Genomic DNA, 21,423 nt, shown 5'->3' on the forward strand with positions numbered 1-21,423 from the left:
ATAATATGGCAGAACATACTGGAATTGCAATAGATATTGGAACAAGCGGCATCAGAGCCCAAAGCTATGATTTGACCACTAAAAAAACAATATCTACAGCAATCACATTAAGACATCCCTTGCCTGGTGCAAATGTAATTGATCATTTGCATTTTGCCATTGATGTTGGACAAAATCAAGCCCATAAACTGTTAATTGACTCAATCAATAAAGTCATAAACAGCTTAGATGTTGAAAATGTTGAAAGACTATCAGTCTGCGGAAATCCGATTCAGTTATCACTTTTCAACAATATTGAAATAAGGGATTTGGCATATTGGGGAGAAAATGCACTGAAAAATCAAAACATCACACCCCCTTCCAGAAAATCCAAAAAGATAAAGGCATCTGAAATAGGATTGGATGTTCCTTCAGATACCGATGTCTATATCCCTCCTGCAATCAAGCATGAAATCGGAGCTGATGCTCTTGCAATGCTTTATAAATCAGGATCCCTTGAAAAAGATGAGGATTCACTGATAATAGACTTTGGAACAAATGCAGAAATGGCATTGATTGTTGAGGGAGAAATCTACACCGCTTCAGCAGCTGCTGGACCTGCAATTGAAGGCCAGACAATTGAAAAAGGAAGACTGGCTTCCCCAAACACAATTTGTGACATTGCAAAAGAAGGAGATAACTGGAGAATGAAAATCCTTGATGATAATTTGCTTGTTCAAAATGGAGATTTAATCAATCCAAACAATGGAAACACCATTGAAAAAAGTGACATGACATCCTGCGGAATTACAGGAACCGGCGTGATTGCGGCATTTTGTCTTGGAATTGAAGATGGAATCATAGAAAACGGTGAAATTAAAGAAAACATATATCTTCAAGATGACATTTATTTAACTAAAAATGACATAAAAAACATTGGAAAAGCATTGGGAGCATTCAGAGCTGCCGAATTGACTTTGGCTGAAAGTTCTGACATTTATTTGGACGATATTGACTCTGTTTATATGGCAGGAGCATCGGGATTTTATGTTGATGCATTGAAGTCCATGAAAATAGGTCAAATCCCCCCATCCTCAACAGAAGTATTCCAAATAGGAAACACTTCATTGGCAATGGCAAAAGACATCGTATTAAACCCAGAATTACTTGATGAACTGCAACGGATAGCTGACGATATTGAAAGCAATCATATAATGCTTGCAACATCAGAAATTTTTGAAAAGATATATTCTCTGGAATTGGCGATTTATGAAGAAGGATTACCATTTGAAAAGTATGAAGAATGGCTTTCAAAATACGAATATCAGGAATTGCCCCCACTTGAGGAAAACCCCAAAATTCATAGGTTGTTTGAAAAGGACATATCAGATGCTGGAGACAAACCAATTAAAAGCATTAACATTTCAAATACAATGAAAACAACCTTTGAAGATTGCATTTCATGCATGGAATGTGTAAATAAATGTCCGGAAAATGCATTGTCATTAAAGAAAAATGAATTCAGTCTGAGAAGCGATTTGTGCTCAGGACTTGGATGTTTAAGATGCGTTAGAAACTGCAAACAGAATGTGTTTAAATACAATCAATTTTACAAAAAAAGTGATGAAAATGAATTATAAAGAAAACCTTAAAAATGCACTTACAGGACAAACTGTTGAAAGAAAACCTTTTGTAAGTGTAACACAACTCGGAACAATAGATGCAATGAAACATTATGGACTGAAATGGCCAGATGCACACCAGGATGCCAATCAAATGGCAACTCTTGCAAGCTCATTATACGAACTTGCAGGACTTGAATGTGCAAGATTACCATTCTGTTTAACTGTAGAAGCCGAAGCATTGGGATGCGACGTCAATCTTGGAAGCAACGAAAGGGTTCCAGAGGTTGAAATTTCACCATTCGAATATGCTGACGACATTGAAGCTACAGACGATTTTACCAAAAGAGGAAGAATACCTGTTGTTTTAGAAGCTATTGATATTTTAAAAGAAAAATATGAGGAATTGCCAATAATTGTTGGAATTACAGGCCCATTCACATTAACAGGACATCTTCTGGGAATTGAAAATCTTGTAAGATACATGAAAACAGATATCGAAGAGGTGGAAATTGCAGTTGAAAACTGTGTTGACGTAAGCATGGACTACATTGAAGAAATCCAAAATCACGGCGCAGACGTAATATGTGTTAACGAACCGACTGCATCTCCAGAATTAATAGCTCCAGATGATTTTAAATCATTAATAAAACCTAATTTGGAAGATCTTGCTGACTACATTGAAGTATTGAAAGTACTGCACATCTGTGGATCCACACAACCTATTATCAAAGACATGGCAACCTGCGGATTTGACGGAATCAGTGTTGAAGAGGCAGTTGACATTCCTCAAGCACAAAAAGAAATAATTGAGGACAATTGCGTCATCCTCGGAAATATCTCAACTTCAAAAACATTGCTCAGCGGCAATTCAAATGAAGTTAAAGGAGATGTTAAAAAAGCAATCGATGATGGAATTGATATTCTAGCTCCAAGTTGTGGAATTGCTCCAAATACCCCATTAGACAACATTAAAGCTGCAATCGATGAACGAAACGAATATTTTAATCTTTAATGTTGAATGAAACAAAAATAGTTGCAATGGAAGAATCTTGGCCAAAGCCATATTCTTCTTTTAAATATTCATCACTTGGCGTTGATGGAGATGAGGATATAACTTCAGACACATTATTAAATCCATCCAGTTCAGGGAAAGGTACTGCAGGCAAAACAAAATATTCATTGCCTTTTTCCAAATTATGATTATGCAGAACATCCTTGAATATTATGAAATCATCACTTAAAAACTGAACGTCCTCGTCATCCAGATATTCCTCTTTTTGGGAATCCGTAAAAATATCATGACCTAAAACTTCACCATCAAACATTAACAGTAGAGTCGGAGTTGGAGGTAGTCTGAAAAATCCTTTTTTGAAGATAACAAATGATACATCCCTTTTAAAGCATTCCTGAATGCCTTTATTGAAAAGAGGGATTAACTCTTCACGACGTTTGGATTCAAAATCAATGACTTTTAAGATATTTTCAGGAGTTAATCTTTCAACCCGAATAACCCCCTCCAAACTTGACAATAGTCCAATAATTTCCTGCATACAATTACCTTATACAATCCGGACAAATTCCAAGATACGGTGCTACGGCTTTTTTAATGTCTGAAGACACCTTATTTATACCATTGTTGGCATCAATAATTTCACAGGTATAATTTTCAGCCAATTTTAAATAGTTCTCCTTAACACCAGCCAAAAAAGTTTCATTTTCAAAAGTATCTCCACCAGATGTTCTTGCAACTGACTTTTTAACATCCAAATCCAGCAATAACAATAAATCCGGTTTTTTAGCATATCTGTTAAGAACTTCAATCCACTCGGCAGGCTCCTGATATGCAAGTGAAGATATGAAAGACCTGTCTGAAATGATTATTTTAGATTTATCTTCCAGTTTATCCATCATCAACATCCTATCAGCTGCAAAAAGCAAACCTAAAATTTTTTGAACCTGGTCAGTGGTTGCATCAGGGCGCTGCAAAATTCTTCGAATCAGTTTTCCAACTTCAGAATCTGTAGGTTCGACCAATGTTTCAACCCTAAATCCATTAGCTTCAAGCCATTCTTTCAATAATCGAATTTGAGTTGATTTTCCGGCACCATCAATTCCTTCAAATACTATGTACATAACATAGAATATGTTTTAATTTAATATATAATTAATTACAAAAAGATAAATGAATAACTTAAAACAGGGTGTATTAATAAAATGGTTTTAGAAGAATTATTGGCTCCGGCCGGCTCTTATGACGTATTGGTTATTGCAGTCAATGCAGGTGCTGATGCGGTTTATATTGCAGGCCAAAATTATGGAGCAAGAGCATATGCCAAAAACTTTTCAATTGAGGAAATTGAAAAAGCAGTTGATTATGCTCATTTGAATGGTGCAAAAGTCCATGTAACCGTAAACACGTTGATTAACAACTATGAGATTAAAGATGTCTTGGATTACCTTTTCAAATTATATCAAATTGGAGTTGATGCAGTTATCGTGCAGGATTTCGGATTAATCTGGCTTTTGAAAACATTTATTCCGGACTTGGAGGTTCATGCATCAACACAGATGGGTCTGAACAATTACTCATCAATAAAATGGGCGAATAAGAATAACATTAAACGGGTCGTTCTTCCAAGAGAAGTTAACATCAAACAAATAAAGCAAACAACAGAACAGCTTAAAAAAGACAACATAGACATGGACATAGAGGCATTCGGGCATGGAGCACTATGCTATTGCGTCAGTGGAAAATGTTATATGTCCTCATACAACAGTGGGCGAAGTGGAAACAGAGGTGCCTGTGCACAACCCTGCAGACGAGAATACCGTTTGAAATACCGAGGATACAATATAGGAAACGGCTATCTCTTATCAACACATGATCTGGCAACCTATAACCACCTGCAAAAAATTTCTGATGCCGGAGTGAAATCATTGAAACTTGAAGGCAGGATGAAGTCCGGAGATTACATCGGAACAATTGTAAACAGTTACAGAAACCTCATTGACGGAAATGAAGGAGATTACAAAAAAGATTTGCACCTTGTTTTCAACAGACAATTCACCAACGGATACATGATGGGCGATAAGCCAGGAGAGGTGATGGGAAGAGGCCATTCTGGCCATGAAGGACTATACATTGGAGACATTGTTGATATTGATGGCACCAAAGTAACAATCGAGATTAAAAACAAAGAGATTCCAGTCATTCTTGAACCTGGAGATGGAATTGCATTCAAATATAACGGAAAAATAAAGGGAATTTATTTGGAGGACATTGTAAAGCAGGATGAAAATGTAATCATCATAAACACCACACGCCTCGTTAAAGTGGGAACTGAAGTGTTCATCAGCTATTCCAAATCAACCCACGAGTATCTAAAACAATTCGAAAAGGAAACAATAAAAAACAATGTTCCTCTTAGCTTATCCTTAACATGGGATGAAAATCTTAATCTATTTACCAAAGTTGAGTACTATCTGGATGATGAATTAATCAACTTCAGATACAAAACGCTGGACAAGTTTGAAAAAGCCAAAAACAAACCAGTAACTGAAGAGATTATAGAAAAACAGCTTAAAAAGACTGGAGGCACCCCATTTTACATTGATAAAATCAGATTTAACAACATGCCCCATGACATATTTATTCCAATTAGTGAAATTAATCAAATCAGGCGTGAAATACTTGACACCGCAACAGAATTTTTAAGGAATCATTACACTCCAACCAAAAAATCCGTCAAGGCAATCCGTAAAAATTTAACTAAATTTTATGAGGATTACGATAACATTAAAGGCAAAAACAAAAGAAAAACTCCTAAACTGTCAATATTCATCGATGACATTGCACAAATCAAGGCAGCTTCTGGATTTGACCTGAAAAGAATATACTTTGATGGAAATTGCCATTACAACAATCCAAAAGATTATTTTGACAACATAAAAGAAACTCTAATGAAAGGAAGTTTGATGGCATCACCAACAGAATTTGTTTGGGTTTTATCTTCATTCACATCTGAAAAAGAAGCCATCAAATGCAATGAAATAATAAAAGAACTTGAAAATGAAGGAATTATTATTTCAGTGATGGGTGATTTTCCGGGAATGAGCGAAATATTTGACTGTCCAATCTACGGAAATCACAATCTGAATGTTTGGAATAGTTTCTGTGTGCGTGACATGAATGAAGCCGGATTCAATTCATTGATTTTATCATCAGAGCTTTCGGGCGATGAAATAAAAGAGCTTGTCAATAAAACCCCCGACAGAAACATCGATTTGGAGATGATTGTCAATGGAAACCTTGAAGTTATAGTAAGTAAGGACGACTTTACAAACCTGAATGATGGAAAGGATTTCATCATATCAAATGATGCGGATTATGCAATTTTAGAAGACAAGAAAAGGAAAAAATTCAAATATAAAATATTCTTTGACTACAAAAAGCAAAGCCATATCATCAACAAGGATTGTTTATGTTTAATTGAAGAGATGAATGAAATAAAAACATTCGGATTGGATTCAGTGATTTTGGACTGCAGATATTCAAATGAGAAATACACCACCCAAATATTATCAATTTATAATGAAAGTCTTAAAAATAAAAATCAGGAAGAGCTAACCAAATACAAATACGAAATAATGGATCTGTCTCAATCATACATCAACAAAGGCAATTATATTGAAGGAAGATTACACGAGGACAAAAAATGAGAATACCTGAATTACTTGCACCTGTAGGATCAATGGATTATTTAAAAGTCGCAATCAATGCAGGAGCCAGTGCAGTATACCTTTCAGGCAAGGATTATGGAGCCAGAAAGTATGCCCAAAACTTCACATTAGACGAAATCAATGAAGCAGTAAACACAGCCCACTTGCACAATGTTAAAGTTTATGTAACCGTCAACACGTTAATCAAACAGGACGAGCTGGAAGACGTCATGAATTATTTATCAAATCTATATGCAATAGGAGTGGATGCAGTTTTAGTTCAGGATTTGGGACTGGTGGAACTTATCAACAGACATCTGCCAAAGTTAAAGATCCATGCATCCACACAAATGACATGTGAAAACCATCTAAAACTAGATTACATCGAAAGCAAAGGCATTAAAAGAATAGTTCTTCCTCGCGAGATGAGAAAAGAGGAAATCCAAGACCTCAAAACAAATATGGAACTTGAAATATTTGTACACGGTGCGTTATGTTATTCTTATTCCGGACAATGCCTAATGAGCAGCTTTAATGGAGGGCGAAGCGGCAATAGAGGAACCTGCGCTCAGCCTTGCAGGCAAAAATACAAAGTTGAAGGACTTAAAAAAGAGGATTACTATCTGTCCCCCTGTGATTTGAACCTCTTCAATAAATTAAAGGAGATTTCGGAGCTAAATATTGCATGCATTAAGATTGAAGGCAGAATGAGAAACAAAGAGTATCTGGCCATAGTCATAAGCAACTATAGAAAAGCATTGAACAAGCTTAAAAGCGGAAAGGAAATGGAAAGTGAAGAAATAAGCTTAGTTTTCAATAGAGGATTTAGTCAGGGGCAATTCAACAACACTGCAAAAAGAAGTTTGAGGGCAGGTCATGTCGGATTAAAAATAGGAAAAGTTATAGATGCCCGCAAAAATCAAATTGCAATAAAAATCGACGATTCCATTAAAAATATTCCCGAAAAGGGAGACGGATTATTGCTTGTCAAAAATGATGATGATTATGGATTTGAAATTTCACAAAATCCAAGCATTACCACATTAAATCATTTTAAAAAAGGAAAAAACAAACAAATCAAAGATTTGACCCGTAAAAATAAAGTTTTGATAGTTAAAAAAGTACGGCAGAATAAAAAAAGCAATTTCAATCTAAACGAATCAGAGGTTTATCTAACAAAGAAAAACAACCTAATAAAAAAGGCTCGTGAAATCGAAAACAAAGGAAACAGTTATGTCAAATCCAAATTAATTCTTACATTTTCCATCAAAAATAAATTTCCACAACTCAAAGGAAGAGTAACCCTTGCAAATAAAAAAGAAATTGAATGTGAAGTGAGAGGAAATACTCCTTTCGAAAAACCGCTGAAAAAAAGCGTCACAAGGGAAACCATTCAAAAACAATTATCAAAAGTTGACAATTACCCTTACCAAATCACACAAATCAACATAAATTATGACGGAACACTATTCCTACCAATAAGCAAAATCAACGAATTGAGAAGAGAGTTATTTGAAAAATTAGAGCATGAACTGGTTAATTCCACCAAACATAAAACCAAAAAAATTAAATTAAATTTAAAGGAAAGAGAAAAATCAGAAATTAAACCATGTTTTTCATTTTATACCAATAACCTAAGCCATTTAAAAGAAATTAATAATGTAAAAAGAGTTTATCTTGAAATTCCTCCAGAATATGATGATTTAAATATCATTCATGATGAAAAATACAATTTAAACCACATGATTAACTTTTTAAAAGAAGCTATTGAAATCTCAATGACTAAAGACTATGAATTGATATGGAAATGGCCAGATATCGCTCACGACAAATTAATCAAAACACTCAATAAAGTAAGAGGAATATTGAACAAGATGCATTACACCATTCCAATAATGAGCAACAATTTTAAAGGAGAATACGGACCATATTCCATGAATATAACCAACACTGAAACAATAAAAAGTCTTGAAAATTATAAAATTTTAACGCTATCCCCAGAATTAACCAAAAAAGACTATGAAGACATAATTAAATTCTGCGAAAGTCAAAATCAATTGGAAATACTAGTTCAGGGATCTGTCGAATTAATGAAAACACGTTATTCTCTTTTATACGGAAAAGAAATTAAAAAGGCAAAAAATAATTCAAAAAATTTCCTAATTGACAGAAACAATCGCAGATACCCTATTCACAAAAGCATTTCGGGTGAAGAGCTAATCTTATTCAATTGTGAAGATTTATCATTACTTAAAGAAATTGAACACCTAAAACACATTGGTTTTTCAAATTTCAGTATAGATGGTCGATGGAAAGATAATTGCTACTACAAAATTATTGAAATATATGAATCAGCGCTTAAAGGCAATATTAATGAAAAAGAATTGTTAAAGTACAGTCCAAAAAATACCATAGGGAATTACTAATATTACTTTTCAAATGCTCTTGGGAATTTAGAATAATATATAAAAATATATAGTATAATTAAAAAGGGTTTGGTAAAAATGCAAGGGGAACAAATTACATTGCAAAATATAAAAGGAATCGGAGACAAAATCTCTGAAAAAATATTAAATAGTGTTGGAGGAGAAGAAGAACTCCAAAAAATTGTTGATAATGTTGATGTTGAAAAAATTTCCAACATTGACGGCATAAGCCAAAGAAAAGCGATAGAAATAATGAATCAACTATTGAATAATCCAGAATATGAATTCATAAAAAGTGACAGAGCAATGGAACTTTATGAAGACATTATAAATAAAATTTTATCTTATTCAAACACTTCCTACTCCAAAAATAGAATTTTGCTACTATCCCCTTCAAAAGACATCAATAAAATAAATTCAAACCTTGATTTTGTAATGTCTGCAAAGGAACATGTTTCACAACTTCCAATTATCAAATTAAGAGGTTTGATGAAAAATTTAAGAGAAGTTGAAGAAGCAAAAGCAGAATATGATCCGAGCAAAGCAATTCTTGTAGAAAATGAAGAAGACAGTTCATACCTTATGGATTTGGGACTTAATCAATATTACCCAATCATTATTGCAAACGATTCACCATTACTCAAAGAAGAAATAATGAATTATGATTTAGTATTTTACGTTTATTCACAGGGAATTCTTGATTTTGAAGGGATGCCTAACCTAATCATGATAAATATTGAAGAAAATGACTATGAAATTGTTCCCGAAAAGATAATAAACTTTTTTATACAAAATAAAGAACTATTTTCAAGAGTTCATGAAATTCAAAAAATTAGAAATAATGAAAGTGTTCTGGGAGAAATAATCCCAATCATTGAAGAATTGAATATCATTGATAAACGGGAAGTAGATATTGAAAAATTAGTTTATTCTCTTAAGGATGATATGGATAACGAGTTGGAAAAATCAATTAAAACAGTTGACCTTGAAGGAGATGAAATTCTCAACTTATTAAACAATAACTTTCCGCCAAAGATTAGTAAAATATTTGATGAAATTATCAATAAAAGAAAAGAAATTATTCGCGAAGAAACCGGATTGAGTTTTGATCCGTTCCTCAGAACATACCCCATAGAAATCGATGACAATGAAATTCAAAGAGTGACACTAGAACAATCATCTAAAAAAGAAAATGATATTTTTGACATTAAAAAAAGTGCAGCCATTGAATTGAATTCAATTAAAAACAAAGCAATCAAAGAAGTTGAAGATACCATCAAATTTGACTATGAATTCAGTTTAGGCAGTTTTGCATACGAATATGATTTATGCAGACCAGAATTTGGAGATGAAATAAAATTAAACGGAGCACTGCACCTAGAATTAGCACTTAAAAAAGACAAAGACCATGTTCAAAAAATCGATTATCAGCTAACCCAAGATGAAAACATAGCCCTTTTAACAGGAGCCAATAGTGGTGGAAAAACTACACTCCTTGAAACATTGACACAAATATCCATAATGGCACAGATGGGACTTCCAGTTAGTGCAGATGTTGCCGAGATAAAACTTGTTGATGAAATTTATCATTTTTCAAAGAAGAGATCCCTTGATGCAGGTGCTTTCGAATCCTTTTTAAATGTGTTTATCCCAATTGTAACAACAAAAAGTGAAAAATTAGTGTTATTGGATGAACTTGAAGGAATAACAGAACTTGATGCTGCAGTTAAAATTATCTCCACATTCATAGATATGATTAAAGAATCAAATTCCTACGGAATTATTGTAACACATATGGCAAGGGAAATAATGAACTACACCGACATTAGGGTGGATGGTATTGAAGCTAAAGGATTGGACGAAAACTATAATTTAATTGTTGACAGAACACCAAAAATGAATTTCCTTGCAAAAAGTACTCCTGAATTAATTTTAAAAAGAATTTATGAAAAATCAGATGATGAATTGAAAGGAGTATATGCAAGAATTTTGGAAAAATTCTAAAAACATTTATTATACTTATATTACAATCTAATATTAATGAAAGTTAAAACTAGTACTAGAAATGATAACCTAAAGCGTATTAATGAAATATACCAAGTCTTAAAAAAGTACGATTTCGGATATTTAATAGAAGAAAACACTTTTTTAAAGAAATTTCCATTTCTAAGAAACAGTAAGGTTTCTGAAGAACATGAAATTCCAGACAAATCAGCGCCATTGAGAATAAGAAAAGTACTAGAAGAATTAGGTCCAGCATATATCAAATTAGGTCAAATGTTAAGTACAAGACCAGACCTTGTAGGAATTGAAATCGCTAAAGAACTTGAAAAGCTTAGAGATGATGCTGCCGTCGCATCATTTGATGAAATTAAAGAAGTTATTGAATCCGAACTTGACCAACCAATGAGCAACATATTCGTTAACGTTGATGAAAACCCAATAGGATCTGCTTCAATAGGGCAAGTTCATAAAGCTCGATTAAGAAAAACCAATGAAGAAGTTGCAATAAAAGTTCAAAAACCAAATTCAGTTGAAATGATTGAAACTGATATCCAAATAATGAAATTTTTAGTAACAAGAGCGGACAAATACATAACAGCGACAAGGTCATACAATTTACCAGCCATGATTAGTGAATTTGAAAGATCCATTTTTAAAGAGGTCAATTATCTTGAAGAAGTAATGAATATGCAAAATCTTGCTGAAAACTTTAAAGGAGAAAGCTACATTAAAATACCAAAAGCATATCCTGCTTACTGTACTTCAAAAATGATTACAATGGAACTTATTAAAGGAGTCCAAGTTTCAGATTTGATTAACAAAGATTATCCAAATATCAACAAGAGAAGAATTGCAAATTACGGTGTCAAATCATATTTCAAACAAATAATGATTGATGGATTTTTCCATGCAGATCCCCATCCTGGAAATTTAATTGTTACTAAAAAAAACAAATTATGTTATATTGATAATGGAATGATGGGAATCTTAAATGAAGATTTTAAAGAAGATTTAGCAGAATTAATTTTACTTTTAATAAGCAAGAACACAAATAACATCATAAAACAGCTAATTTACATGAATATAATAACAAAGGCACAAAATACGGATGAACTTAAACAAGATATTGATGACATATTAAATCGTTACTATGGTGCGGAATTGCAAAACATGGACGGATTGCTGGAAGATTTACTTAATGTAATGGTTAAAAATGACATAACCCTTCCAAGAGAATTCGTAATGATTGGCCGTGGAATTACTTTAATAGAGGATACAGGCAAAAAGTTAGACCCTAACTTCAATGCTGCAGAAGAACTTAAAAAATTATCACGAAAAATAATAGTCAACAAATATAAACCTGAAAGAATTGCAAAAGTAGGCTTAAACTACCTGCTACAATTAGAGCACCTAGCCAAAGATTTGCCTGACACAATCAACAGTACCCTTTCCAAACTAGAGGAAGGAGACATTGAAGTAAAAGTAAGACTTGCCGATATAAGTGAAATTGCAAACCAACTATCCGTGGCATTAATATTGGCTTCATTGATTCTTGGATCATCTCTAGCATTGTTAAGTGACGTTGGACCTACATTATTTGATATTCCACTATTAGGATTAATAGGATTCTTATTTAGTGCAATACTTGGAGGATTTTTAGTAATTGAATATATGTTAGAAAGAGATTAATGCAAATTTGCCTGACAAACATGTTCAATAAATATTCAAACACAAAATTCATAAGATAATTTTTACTAGTCATATCCATTATAGCCCATACCATATACCATTAAATCCAATATCCCATATAATAGTGCAGTTAAATTCCCAAAAAAAACTTAACAAATGACTTTCCCCTTTGAGAACAGTCCCAAAAAATATATTAAACAACAAAAAGAAAAAAAATAATGATTGGATATGAAATTATTGGATATATCCATTTAAGAGACATAAAAAAGTTAGTTATATTAACTATATCTTATTAACACTACAGTGGAGGATTAATAAATATGAATGAAACTGTTAAGGAAAACTCTTGGATCCCACTAATAGTTGTGGCTTGTGCTTCCTTTATTATAGCTTTGGACGCTACATTCATGAACGTCAGTATTTCTCAAGTTGTTGCTGATTTGAATACCGATGTGAGTACCCTTCAAATGATTATGTCATTTTATACTCTCATCACTGCCGCATTCATGCTGCTCAGTGCCAAGCTTCAGGACATAGTTGGTAAAAAGAAACTGTTTTTAATCGGTACTGCTCTTTATGGTGTCGGCACATTTACTGCATCAGTAAGTTCAAGTGCTGCAATGTTATTTGTAGGATGGTCAGTAATTGAAGGTATTGCCGGAGCATTAATGATGCCTGCAACCATTTCAATAATAAGTGGAACATATTCCGGCGAAAAACGTACAATTGCTTTGGCGATTGTGGGAGTAATGGGTGCAATTGCAGCTGCTGTCGGTCCGCTCTTCGGAGGAGTTATGACAACATTTTTCAGCTGGAGATATGGATTTGCATGTGAATTAATAATCGTTTTCATCATTTTAATACTGCAAAATAAAATACCATCTTTCGCACCTACCGAATCCAAAAGCGATTTGGACATAACCGGATCTATAATTTCATTTGTAGGTCTTGTTTTACTCGTTCTTGGTATTTTAATGCTGTCTAATGATACTTCTACCAGCATAGTTATAATTATTTTAGGATTAATTGCCTTGACAATCTTTGCATTGTTTGAAATCAAAAGAAAAAGAAGTGGAAAAGTACCATTACTTGATATGGACTTATTTAAAGATAGAAATTTGCGTGTGGGAACTACCATTTTGTTATTATCTTATCTTGCAATGGGTGGAGCATTATTTGCAGTTTCCCTGTATCTGCAAAGTGTATTGGAGTTAAATGCATTTGATACAGGTTTGACTACACTTCCGTTGACTGTGGGTCTGCTCATTTTTGCAGTGGTGGCTCCAAGTTTAACTGGAAAAATGAAACATAAGACCATCATGGCAATAGGATGCATAATGTCAATCATCGGATGTCTGATTTTAAGCTATCAGTTTAGACTGGATACAACAACAATAGAGCTAATGCCAGGACTGTTTGTAATGGGAGCCGGACTTGGATTTTTAATGGCATTATGTACTGATATTTCATTAATCAATATTCCTAAGGAAAGCCAAAATAACGCATCAGGAATTAATACAACCGGTCAGACATTAGGTGAGTCATTAGGTACAGCAATTATTGGAATAATTCTAATTCTTGGAGTTATTGGTGGCATTTATACTGCAGTCGATATCTATGCACCAGAACATTCAGGAGACGAACAGTACCATCAAGATGTCTATGATTACTTCCAAAAAGTAGGTAATATAAACGAAGTTAAAGCAGAGAATAGTACTGTTGTAAATATTGTAGATACAATTATTCAAAATGCAATGGCATTCGTAATGCAGGTAACGGCAATCATAATGGGAATTGTTTTTGTTCTGACATTTCGGCTACAGGATAATCATATTAAAAAGCAATGAGAGTTTATCTCCCATTTACCTTTTTAATATTTTGTTAAATTATTTTTTCGTTAAATCTAAAAAAAGCATCATCAAATCTAAAAATTAAATAATTAAAACAATCAATCATCTTTATTTTTTATTAACTCTTCAAGATTATCAATTTTTTTATCCAGGTCATCAATTTTGGCATATAACTCTTGATTTTTAACATCATAGTGTTTTTTTAGTATTGCGGCAGCAAGAGTTGCAGTACCTACGCCTGACAATAAGTAACCTCCCCAAACCAAAAATACGGAATTGATTTTTCCAATGATAGATGAACCCAAAACAGCATATCCATTACTTGTAAATGCATTTGAAACCATTACAAGTGAATTTAAAGGATCAACATGTTCTGCAAGCAGAGTTATGAAAAAACTGATAAATATTATTGAAAACAATAAAATTATAGTTATTCCCAAACCGTTTGACTCAGTATATTCCCTAAACTTATCATAATACACCTTTATAAAGTAAATAAATACTGGAACGTGAATTAAAGCCAAATATCCCACTAGACTTTTGCCAAATAGGAAATATGTCAGAGAACCGTATGGAATCAGCAAGATTAATAAAATCCTATTTTTCCAATTTCTCAGGTCCAATTGGGTTGCAACATATAGGGAAATGAGAATATCAAATATTACAAAAGAAAGCAGGTCTTTTCCAACATAAACCACATTATATAAAATGCACATGAACAGCAAACCCATCATTATCAGGAAAGACATTTGCCTTAATGAATGGAGCTCCTCTTCTGGCAAATATTCTTTTGGATTTAGTAATTTATAGGATGAGTTTTCTAGTTTATTAAAAATGAATCTGAAAATAACCATGAAAACTAAAAAAACAAGGATTTCCAAAACAAATTCTATGAGAGTCAGATAGTTTATTTGCATATATCTTATTTTTGAAAAGTGCCCTATTAATAGTTTAGGCTTTATAAATCAAGATATTTAATTAATTGCATTTTTGAATTTTGTTTCTTAATTGACAGTTACAGACCATTTGAAAATACCAAATAATTACCATATCAAAAAAAAAACATGAATGATGAATAATTAAAAAAAAAAGAAAAAAAAGAGTGGATTGATTATGCTTCAGTATAATAAACCAATAGCTCTGTTGTAAAATAATATTAAGTAAGCTAAAAAGATACCGCCGATAGTATTAATCTACTTAACTTTAACAGTTGTTTTTATTGTGTCTTTACTGTAAGTTACTTTGACAGCGTATGTTTTACCTTTTTTAAGCTTGTTTATAACTTTTTTGGTTAATGTTTTTTGTGCAACACCTTTTGCATTGGTTTTAGCTTTATAGGTTTTGCCGTTGAATTTAAATTTAATAACTTTGCCTTTAACCAGTTTGCCGTTGATTTTAAGTGTTGCTTTTAAGGTAAATTTTTTGGCTGTCTTTTTAACAGTAACTTTGCTTGCTTTAAGCACCTGTTTAACAGTAACAGTATTTTTATAAGTTTTACCGGCATATTTAGTTATTATTGTATATTTTTTAGGAACGTCAGTTATCTTTATTTTTGCTATTCCGTTTTTGTCGGTTGTTACTGTTTTAGTCTTTTTGTTGATTGTAAAAGTGACTTTTGCACCTGCACCGACCGTATGACCATCAGCAGTTACAACTTTAACAGAGAAATATTTACCACCATTATAGTCAACAGCAATGTTTTTATTGTTGATGATTTTACTGTCATCTGCAACTGTATATGCTTTAAGACATGCAATATAACCTAAGTTGTAAGCATCCTGCCAAGGCTGTCCGTCAATGCTGACAAATGAAATGTTTTCAGTATAATGTACTCTAGTATCGGCAAGATCAATGAATGGAACACCGTTTGAGGTAATCACTGCTTTGAAGACATCTCCTTTTTTGATTGGTATGTAATCGTTTAATTTGATGGTATGGTAACCAAGATATGGAGATACTCCTTCCTGAGTTAGTTTTAACACATCATTAACAAAAATTTCGACTTTATAGTTGATGCCACTTTGGTTGAAGTATGTTCCAACTGCTGCAATCAAATCATCATCTAAAGCTTCAAATACATTCATATAACTTGCAGTTGAATTACCTGTATCGAAGCCTTCGCCCCACATTAAATCATACTGATAGTTTTTATTATATGGAACTGTATTTTCAATTATTATTGCAGTTGCATATCGAAATATCCTGTCAGGAATATATTGCAAGAAAGTCTGGTCATAATATGAAACATACAGGAATCCATTTTCTCCAAAATTAGTTCCCCAACTGTTTTTGACAATCCATGCACCGTCACCCGGCGGAATAATTCCGAAATTCTCTTTTGGATAGTTGTCATCCCATCCGACAACTGAAACAGCATGGTTCGGAGGAATAGTTACATTCACATACTGTGAATGAGTGTCAGGCCTATAATAAGGAGTCACATCATCATATGTGGACTGTCCATTGTAAGTTACATCTATAGAACCGTATTTCAGGATTGCCCATTTGAGCTGTGTGCCGTTCGGTATTTCGTTATTAGGTATGAACATAAGATCCTGAACATGAATATCATTTTGGGTTGTAATCACCGGCGAAAGCTTTCCTAACTCATCATAGGTATCAGCACCCTGCATAAATGCTCCAAGCCAGCTCAAGAGATAAGCTGTGGAATCAATGTTGCCTCCCCCTTCGATTGTTTGAGTATCACCGTAAATTGAATATTTCATCATGGTATTCTTCATGTTGTTTTCTGAAAGAACCGCTGCAAGGCCGGTTGCTTTCAATAACGCTGATTCAAGTACTCCAGTCATTCCGAATGTCCAACAGGCGCCCATCCAACCTTGATTTTTGATTGGTGAAACCCATCCCCAGTCACGTGAATCATATCTTGCCGGAAGAGCAGTAACATTGATTACATTGTTGATTAATGTTAACTGCAGACCTTGTCCAACTTGGAATGTTGCATATAAGGTATTGTTGGTTGAGATGTTATCATCATTTCTGAAAGTATTTGTTTCGTCTATAATGGATTGTTTATCGAAAAATGTGTAGATAGGATTTGTGTTGTTTTCAAACAGTGAATTTCTAATGTCATATGATGCATCATAAGCATAGATTGCATTTCCAGCACTTGCAGTGTTGTTGATGAATCTAGAGTCATTTATACTTATTGTAGACATGTCAATGACCATTGCGCCACCGTAAGTAGGATATCCTTCAATAATATCAACACCGTTTGAAGTAAAATTACAGTCATTGATTTCAGCAGAATCAACATATGAAATGTAAACTGCACCTCCATTGTATGTAGCATGACAGTTTGTGAATTCAGTATTGTTTATGATGAGATTTCCACCGAATTGGATATAAGCACCACCAAATCCGGAAGAAGTGTTCCTGAATACTGTATCTAGTATGGTCACATTGCCCGGACTTAAGTTATCACCTCCAGGAATATCTGCAAGAATGGCTCCTGCATTTTTAGCAGAAGTGACGTTGATGAATTCACAATTCCTGAGGTATAGTGCTCCACCACTTTTAAGACCTATTGCGCCTGAGGAGATGTTTGCGGCCAGATTAATAAATTTGGAATTGAGTATTGTAAGAGCTTTTGATTTTTCCATATATATTGCAGGAGTGTAGTTTGAAACGATATTTGCAAATGTGACATTGTCAACATAACCTTCTGCTTCTTTAATAATAATTTGGCCACGTTTGGCATGTATGCCTGAAGTGAATTCTGTGTTGTAGAGGTTTAATTTACCTTTTTCAATGTATATTGATGAGCCGGCATCTCCATAATTATCAATGAATTTGGAATTGTTACAATTAATAGTTACATCTTCATAAACTGCTACAGCACCACCATTTTTACTTGCATAGTTGCTAATGAAAGTTACATTGTTCAATGTCAATGATCCGCTAGCATAGATTGCTCCACCTTTTTCGGCATTACCGTTGATTAGGATTAAATCGTTTATTGTTACGTTGTTTGCAGTAATGTTGAATATTCTTGACTGGTTTTTCCCATCAATTGTACGGCCGTTACCGTTGATGACAAAGTTATGCCTGTCAATGAGAATTCCAATTTTGCTGTCTGTTTCATTGTTGAATTCATAATCATCATATAAATCCAGATATTCTTTGGTTGAGTTTTTAATTGCTTCCTCCAATTCTTTAAATGTCATTGCAGGAGTTGGGACCTGAATTACTGTAACGGTATTGGTGTAGTCCTTGCCGTTGATGGAGGTTGTCATTGTATATGTGTCCGGAGTTTCTGAAATCTTTATTTTGGCTATTCCGTCTTCATCTGTCAGCACTGTTGTTGTTTTTTCGTTGATTGTGAAGTTGACTGCTGCGCCTGCACCGACAGCATGGCCATCAGCGGTCACGATTTTAACAGTAAAGTAGGAGTCACTTCTGTAATCAACTGTGATATCTTCATTGTCAACGATTATGCAATCATCAGCAACTGTGTAGACTTTCAGACATGCAATATATCCTAAGTCATAGGAATCTACCATGGATCCTCCATCGAAGGATATGAATGATGTATTTTGGGTGTAATGTGCCCTGCCATAAGTTAAGTTAACGGTTGGTGCGGCATTTGAAGTTATCACTGCTTTGAAAACATCGCCTTCTTTAATCGGTATGTATTTGTTTAACTTGATTGTGCGGTAACCGAAGTATGGTGACACTCCGGTCTGGGTCAATTTCAATTCGTCATTTACATAAATTTCGATTGTATAATCCATACCTTCCTGATCGAAGTATGTTCCGACAGCTGCAATCAAATCATCGTCCAATGCTTCAAAGACATTCATATAACTTACATTTTGACTGCCTGATTGGAAATCGCCTCCCCATATGAGAGTACGTTGGTAGTTTTTATTGTATAGTTCGGTATTTTCAATTATTATTGAAGTGGCATAATTTGTCACGTCTTCACAGTTCAGTAATGTCTTATCGTAATATGAGATATAGAAGAATCCATTCTCTCCCCAGTTGGTACCGTAACTGTTTTTGACAATCCATGCGCCGTTGCCTGGAGGTGTGATTAGGAAGTTGCTTGCATCATAACTGTCGTCCCATCCTATAATTGAAACCGCATGACTTGGTTCTATGGATTCATTAACATAATGCGCATGGGTTTCTGGATTATAATACTCATTTCTCTCCTCAGATGTGGCTTGTCCGTAAAATGCCACGTCTATGGAACCGTAGTTCATGATCGCCAATTTAAGTAATGTGCCCTGCGGTATTTCCTTGTTAGGTGTGAACATCACATCCTGAACATGGATATCATTCTGGGTTGTGATAACCGGTGAAATTTTTCCAACTTCATCATAGATATCCACATCCTGTGTGAATGCTCCAAGCCAGCTCAACAAATAACCTGTGGAAATAACGTTGGCTCCACCTTCCGTCATCATATTGCATCCATAAATTGAATATTTCAGCATGGTATTCTGCATGTTGTTTTCTGAAAAGTCAGTTGTGATGTTTGCAGCTTTCAGCAGTGCGGATTCCAGTGTACCTGTCATTCCGAATGTCCAGCATGCACCCATTCCTGCCTGATTTTTAACGGATGAAACCCATCCCCAATCACGCAAATCAAATTTCTTTGGAATGGTGTCGACACTGATGGTATTGTTGAGCAATACCAATTGCAGGCCTTCTCCGATTATTATAGTTGAATAATATGTGTTGTTTAGTGAGATGTTGCCGTCATTAATATAATCATTGTTTTCTAAAACAGATTCCTTATCGAAAACAGTGTAGATAGGGTTTGCATTGTTTTCAAATATTGAGTTTTTGATGCTGTATGAGTTATCGTATGCATAGATTGCGCTTCCGGCACTTGCCACATTATTGAAAAATTTAGAGTCTGTTATATCTAATGTGCTCATATCACAGTATATTGCACCGCCATATGTCGGATATCCTTCAATAATGCTGACGCCATTTGAATCAAAGGTACAATTATCGATTTCGGTATTTGTATATGAAACGTAAACAGCACCTCCATTATACTTGGCCTGGGAGTTTATGAATTCTGTATTCTTTAACGTGAAATCTCCACCCAATTGGATGTATGCTCCGCCAAATTCAGAATAAGTGTCCTTAAATTTGCTGCCGATTATGGTCACATTACCTGTAGCGCCAGTACTTCCGGTAACATCAGCAAAAATGGCACCTCCATTTTTGGAAGAGGTAACGTTTTCGAATTCACTATTTTCAATATATAGCTCTCCACCGGTTTTAGTGGCAATTGCACCTGCGGTAATATTGGCTTTTAAATCAATGAATCTGGAATTGATTATTGAAGCTTTAGCAGATTTAATATTTAATGCCGGTGCATAAGATGAAATAATATTGGCAAAAGTAGTGTTTTCTATATATGCTTCAGTGCCGGGAGTAAGGTAAATTTGGGAACCTTTAACGAAATTTTTTGAGGTTATGTATGAATTGTAAAGTTTCGCTTCACTTTCCATAAGAAGGATGGCTGGTCCGTCTTTAGCATAACTATCAATAAATCTGGTAAAATTACAAACAAGGGTTGTAGTATCTAGTCCTATAGCTCCTCCCTGATTGTCTGCATGATTGTTGATGAAAGTAACATTATTTAATGTCAGTGTTGATTCAACAGCACGTATTCCACCACAATTCGCGAAATTACCGTTGATTAAAATCAAGTCATTTAATGTTATATTTTTTCCGCTAATGTCCAATAGTCTTGATTGGTTGTTTCCATCGATTGTGTGGCCGTTACCGTTAAGGACAAAATTATCCTTAGCAATAACAATTCCGCTACTGGCATCGGTTTCGTTGTTGAATTTGTAGTCATGGGTTAAATCCACAACATCTTTACTTTTTATTTCATCAGTCAAGTTGGTGAATGAATCATCACTTGCTGTGTAGATGTCATTCTGAGTGGTTTTAAGGATTTCCGTACTGTCATCAGTTGTGATATCCTCTTGAACCGTTGTTAATATTTCTTTGCTGTCATCTCCTATTGCATCGTCAGTGATGCTTTCTGCTGCACAGACCGCCCCCACCGACATTATCAAAATAAGCATGACAATCAAAATTTTTAAAACCTTCATTATTATCACATATTAATATATGTGA

Annotated in this window: 11 protein-coding genes; 7 read left to right on the forward strand and 4 right to left on the reverse strand. The window is 34.1% G+C overall.

From position 1 onward, the window contains the following. Positions 1 to 5: 5 nt before the first annotated feature. Positions 6 to 1,619 (forward strand): methylamine methyltransferase corrinoid protein reductive activase, encoded by a 1,614-nt coding sequence (locus tag UIB65_RS04240; protein ID WP_330039875.1) that lies wholly within the window; start codon positions 6 to 8, stop codon positions 1,617 to 1,619. Beyond that, on the forward strand, positions 1,609 to 2,616 hold the full coding sequence (gene mtaA / locus UIB65_RS04245) for a methylcobamide:CoM methyltransferase MtaA (protein WP_330039876.1): 1,008 nt from the start codon (positions 1,609 to 1,611) through the stop codon (positions 2,614 to 2,616). Before UIB65_RS04240 ends, mtaA begins: the two co-directional genes overlap by 11 nt. Here the strand turns inward: mtaA and UIB65_RS04250 are convergent. Together UIB65_RS04250 and tmk are read right to left on the reverse strand one after the other, a co-directional pair. After that, on the reverse strand, positions 2,606 to 3,154 hold the full coding sequence (locus tag UIB65_RS04250) for a hypothetical protein (protein ID WP_330039877.1): 549 nt from the start codon (positions 3,152 to 3,154) through the stop codon (positions 2,606 to 2,608). The genes mtaA and UIB65_RS04250 overlap by 11 nt on opposite strands. A 4-nt stretch (positions 3,155 to 3,158) precedes the next feature. Beyond that, positions 3,159 to 3,737 carry a dTMP kinase gene (tmk, locus tag UIB65_RS04255; RefSeq protein WP_330039878.1) on the reverse strand — a complete coding sequence of 193 codons (579 nt, stop codon included), beginning with the start codon at positions 3,735 to 3,737 and terminating at the stop codon, positions 3,159 to 3,161. 81 nt (positions 3,738 to 3,818) lie between these two features. Here tmk and UIB65_RS04260 point away from each other — a divergent pair, with 81 nt between their 5' ends. From UIB65_RS04260 to UIB65_RS04280, 5 genes are all read left to right on the forward strand, one after another. Continuing rightward, entirely contained in the window at positions 3,819 to 6,323 is a 2,505-nt protein-coding gene (locus UIB65_RS04260) for a U32 family peptidase (RefSeq protein ID WP_330039879.1), read from the forward strand. Then, positions 6,320 to 8,749: a U32 family peptidase gene (locus UIB65_RS04265; RefSeq protein WP_330039880.1), complete on the forward strand. Its 2,430-nt coding sequence runs from the start codon at positions 6,320 to 6,322 to the stop codon at positions 8,747 to 8,749. Before UIB65_RS04260 ends, UIB65_RS04265 begins: the two co-directional genes overlap by 4 nt. Before the next feature lie 78 nt (positions 8,750 to 8,827). Next, positions 8,828 to 10,753 (forward strand): endonuclease MutS2, encoded by a 1,926-nt coding sequence (locus UIB65_RS04270; RefSeq protein ID WP_330039881.1) that lies wholly within the window; start codon positions 8,828 to 8,830, stop codon positions 10,751 to 10,753. A gap of 36 nt (positions 10,754 to 10,789) precedes the next feature. After that, positions 10,790 to 12,442, forward strand: a complete 1,653-nt coding sequence (locus UIB65_RS04275; protein WP_330039882.1) for an AarF/ABC1/UbiB kinase family protein — start codon at positions 10,790 to 10,792, stop codon at positions 12,440 to 12,442. Between the two features lie 320 nt (positions 12,443 to 12,762). Then, positions 12,763 to 14,289: an MFS transporter gene (locus UIB65_RS04280; protein ID WP_330039883.1), complete on the forward strand. Its 1,527-nt coding sequence runs from the start codon at positions 12,763 to 12,765 to the stop codon at positions 14,287 to 14,289. 101 nt (positions 14,290 to 14,390) lie between these two features. On the opposite strand, the gene UIB65_RS04285 is transcribed toward UIB65_RS04280, so the two are convergent. Then, positions 14,391 to 15,146: a hypothetical protein gene (locus UIB65_RS04285; RefSeq protein WP_330039884.1), complete on the reverse strand. Its 756-nt coding sequence runs from the start codon at positions 15,144 to 15,146 to the stop codon at positions 14,391 to 14,393. A gap of 339 nt (positions 15,147 to 15,485) precedes the next feature. Continuing rightward, positions 15,486 to 21,398: a C1 family peptidase gene (locus UIB65_RS04290; protein WP_330039885.1), complete on the reverse strand. Its 5,913-nt coding sequence runs from the start codon at positions 21,396 to 21,398 to the stop codon at positions 15,486 to 15,488. Positions 21,399 to 21,423: the final 25 nt, after the last annotated feature.

It is taken from the genome of Methanobrevibacter sp., assembly GCF_036307625.1.
In the GTDB taxonomy this organism is placed as follows: Archaea; Methanobacteriota; Methanobacteria; order Methanobacteriales; family Methanobacteriaceae; genus Methanocatella.

Coding starts and splice junctions, on each gene's coding strand:
- UIB65_RS04275 (WP_330039882.1), top strand. CDS start 10,790: ATGAAAGTTAAAACTAGTACTAGAAATGATAACCTAAAGCGTATTAAT.
- UIB65_RS04265 (WP_330039880.1), top strand. CDS start 6,320: ATGAGAATACCTGAATTACTTGCACCTGTAGGATCAATGGATTATTTA.
- mtaA (WP_330039876.1), top strand. CDS start 1,609: ATGAATTATAAAGAAAACCTTAAAAATGCACTTACAGGACAAACTGTT.
- tmk (WP_330039878.1), bottom strand. CDS start 3,737: ATGTACATAGTATTTGAAGGAATTGATGGTGCCGGAAAATCAACTCAA.
- UIB65_RS04285 (WP_330039884.1), bottom strand. CDS start 15,146: ATGGTTATTTTCAGATTCATTTTTAATAAACTAGAAAACTCATCCTAT.
- UIB65_RS04250 (WP_330039877.1), bottom strand. CDS start 3,154: ATGCAGGAAATTATTGGACTATTGTCAAGTTTGGAGGGGGTTATTCGG.
- UIB65_RS04290 (WP_330039885.1), bottom strand. CDS start 21,398: ATGAAGGTTTTAAAAATTTTGATTGTCATGCTTATTTTGATAATGTCG.
- UIB65_RS04240 (WP_330039875.1), top strand. CDS start 6: ATGGCAGAACATACTGGAATTGCAATAGATATTGGAACAAGCGGCATC.
- UIB65_RS04260 (WP_330039879.1), top strand. CDS start 3,819: ATGGTTTTAGAAGAATTATTGGCTCCGGCCGGCTCTTATGACGTATTG.
- UIB65_RS04280 (WP_330039883.1), top strand. CDS start 12,763: ATGAATGAAACTGTTAAGGAAAACTCTTGGATCCCACTAATAGTTGTG.
- UIB65_RS04270 (WP_330039881.1), top strand. CDS start 8,828: ATGCAAGGGGAACAAATTACATTGCAAAATATAAAAGGAATCGGAGAC.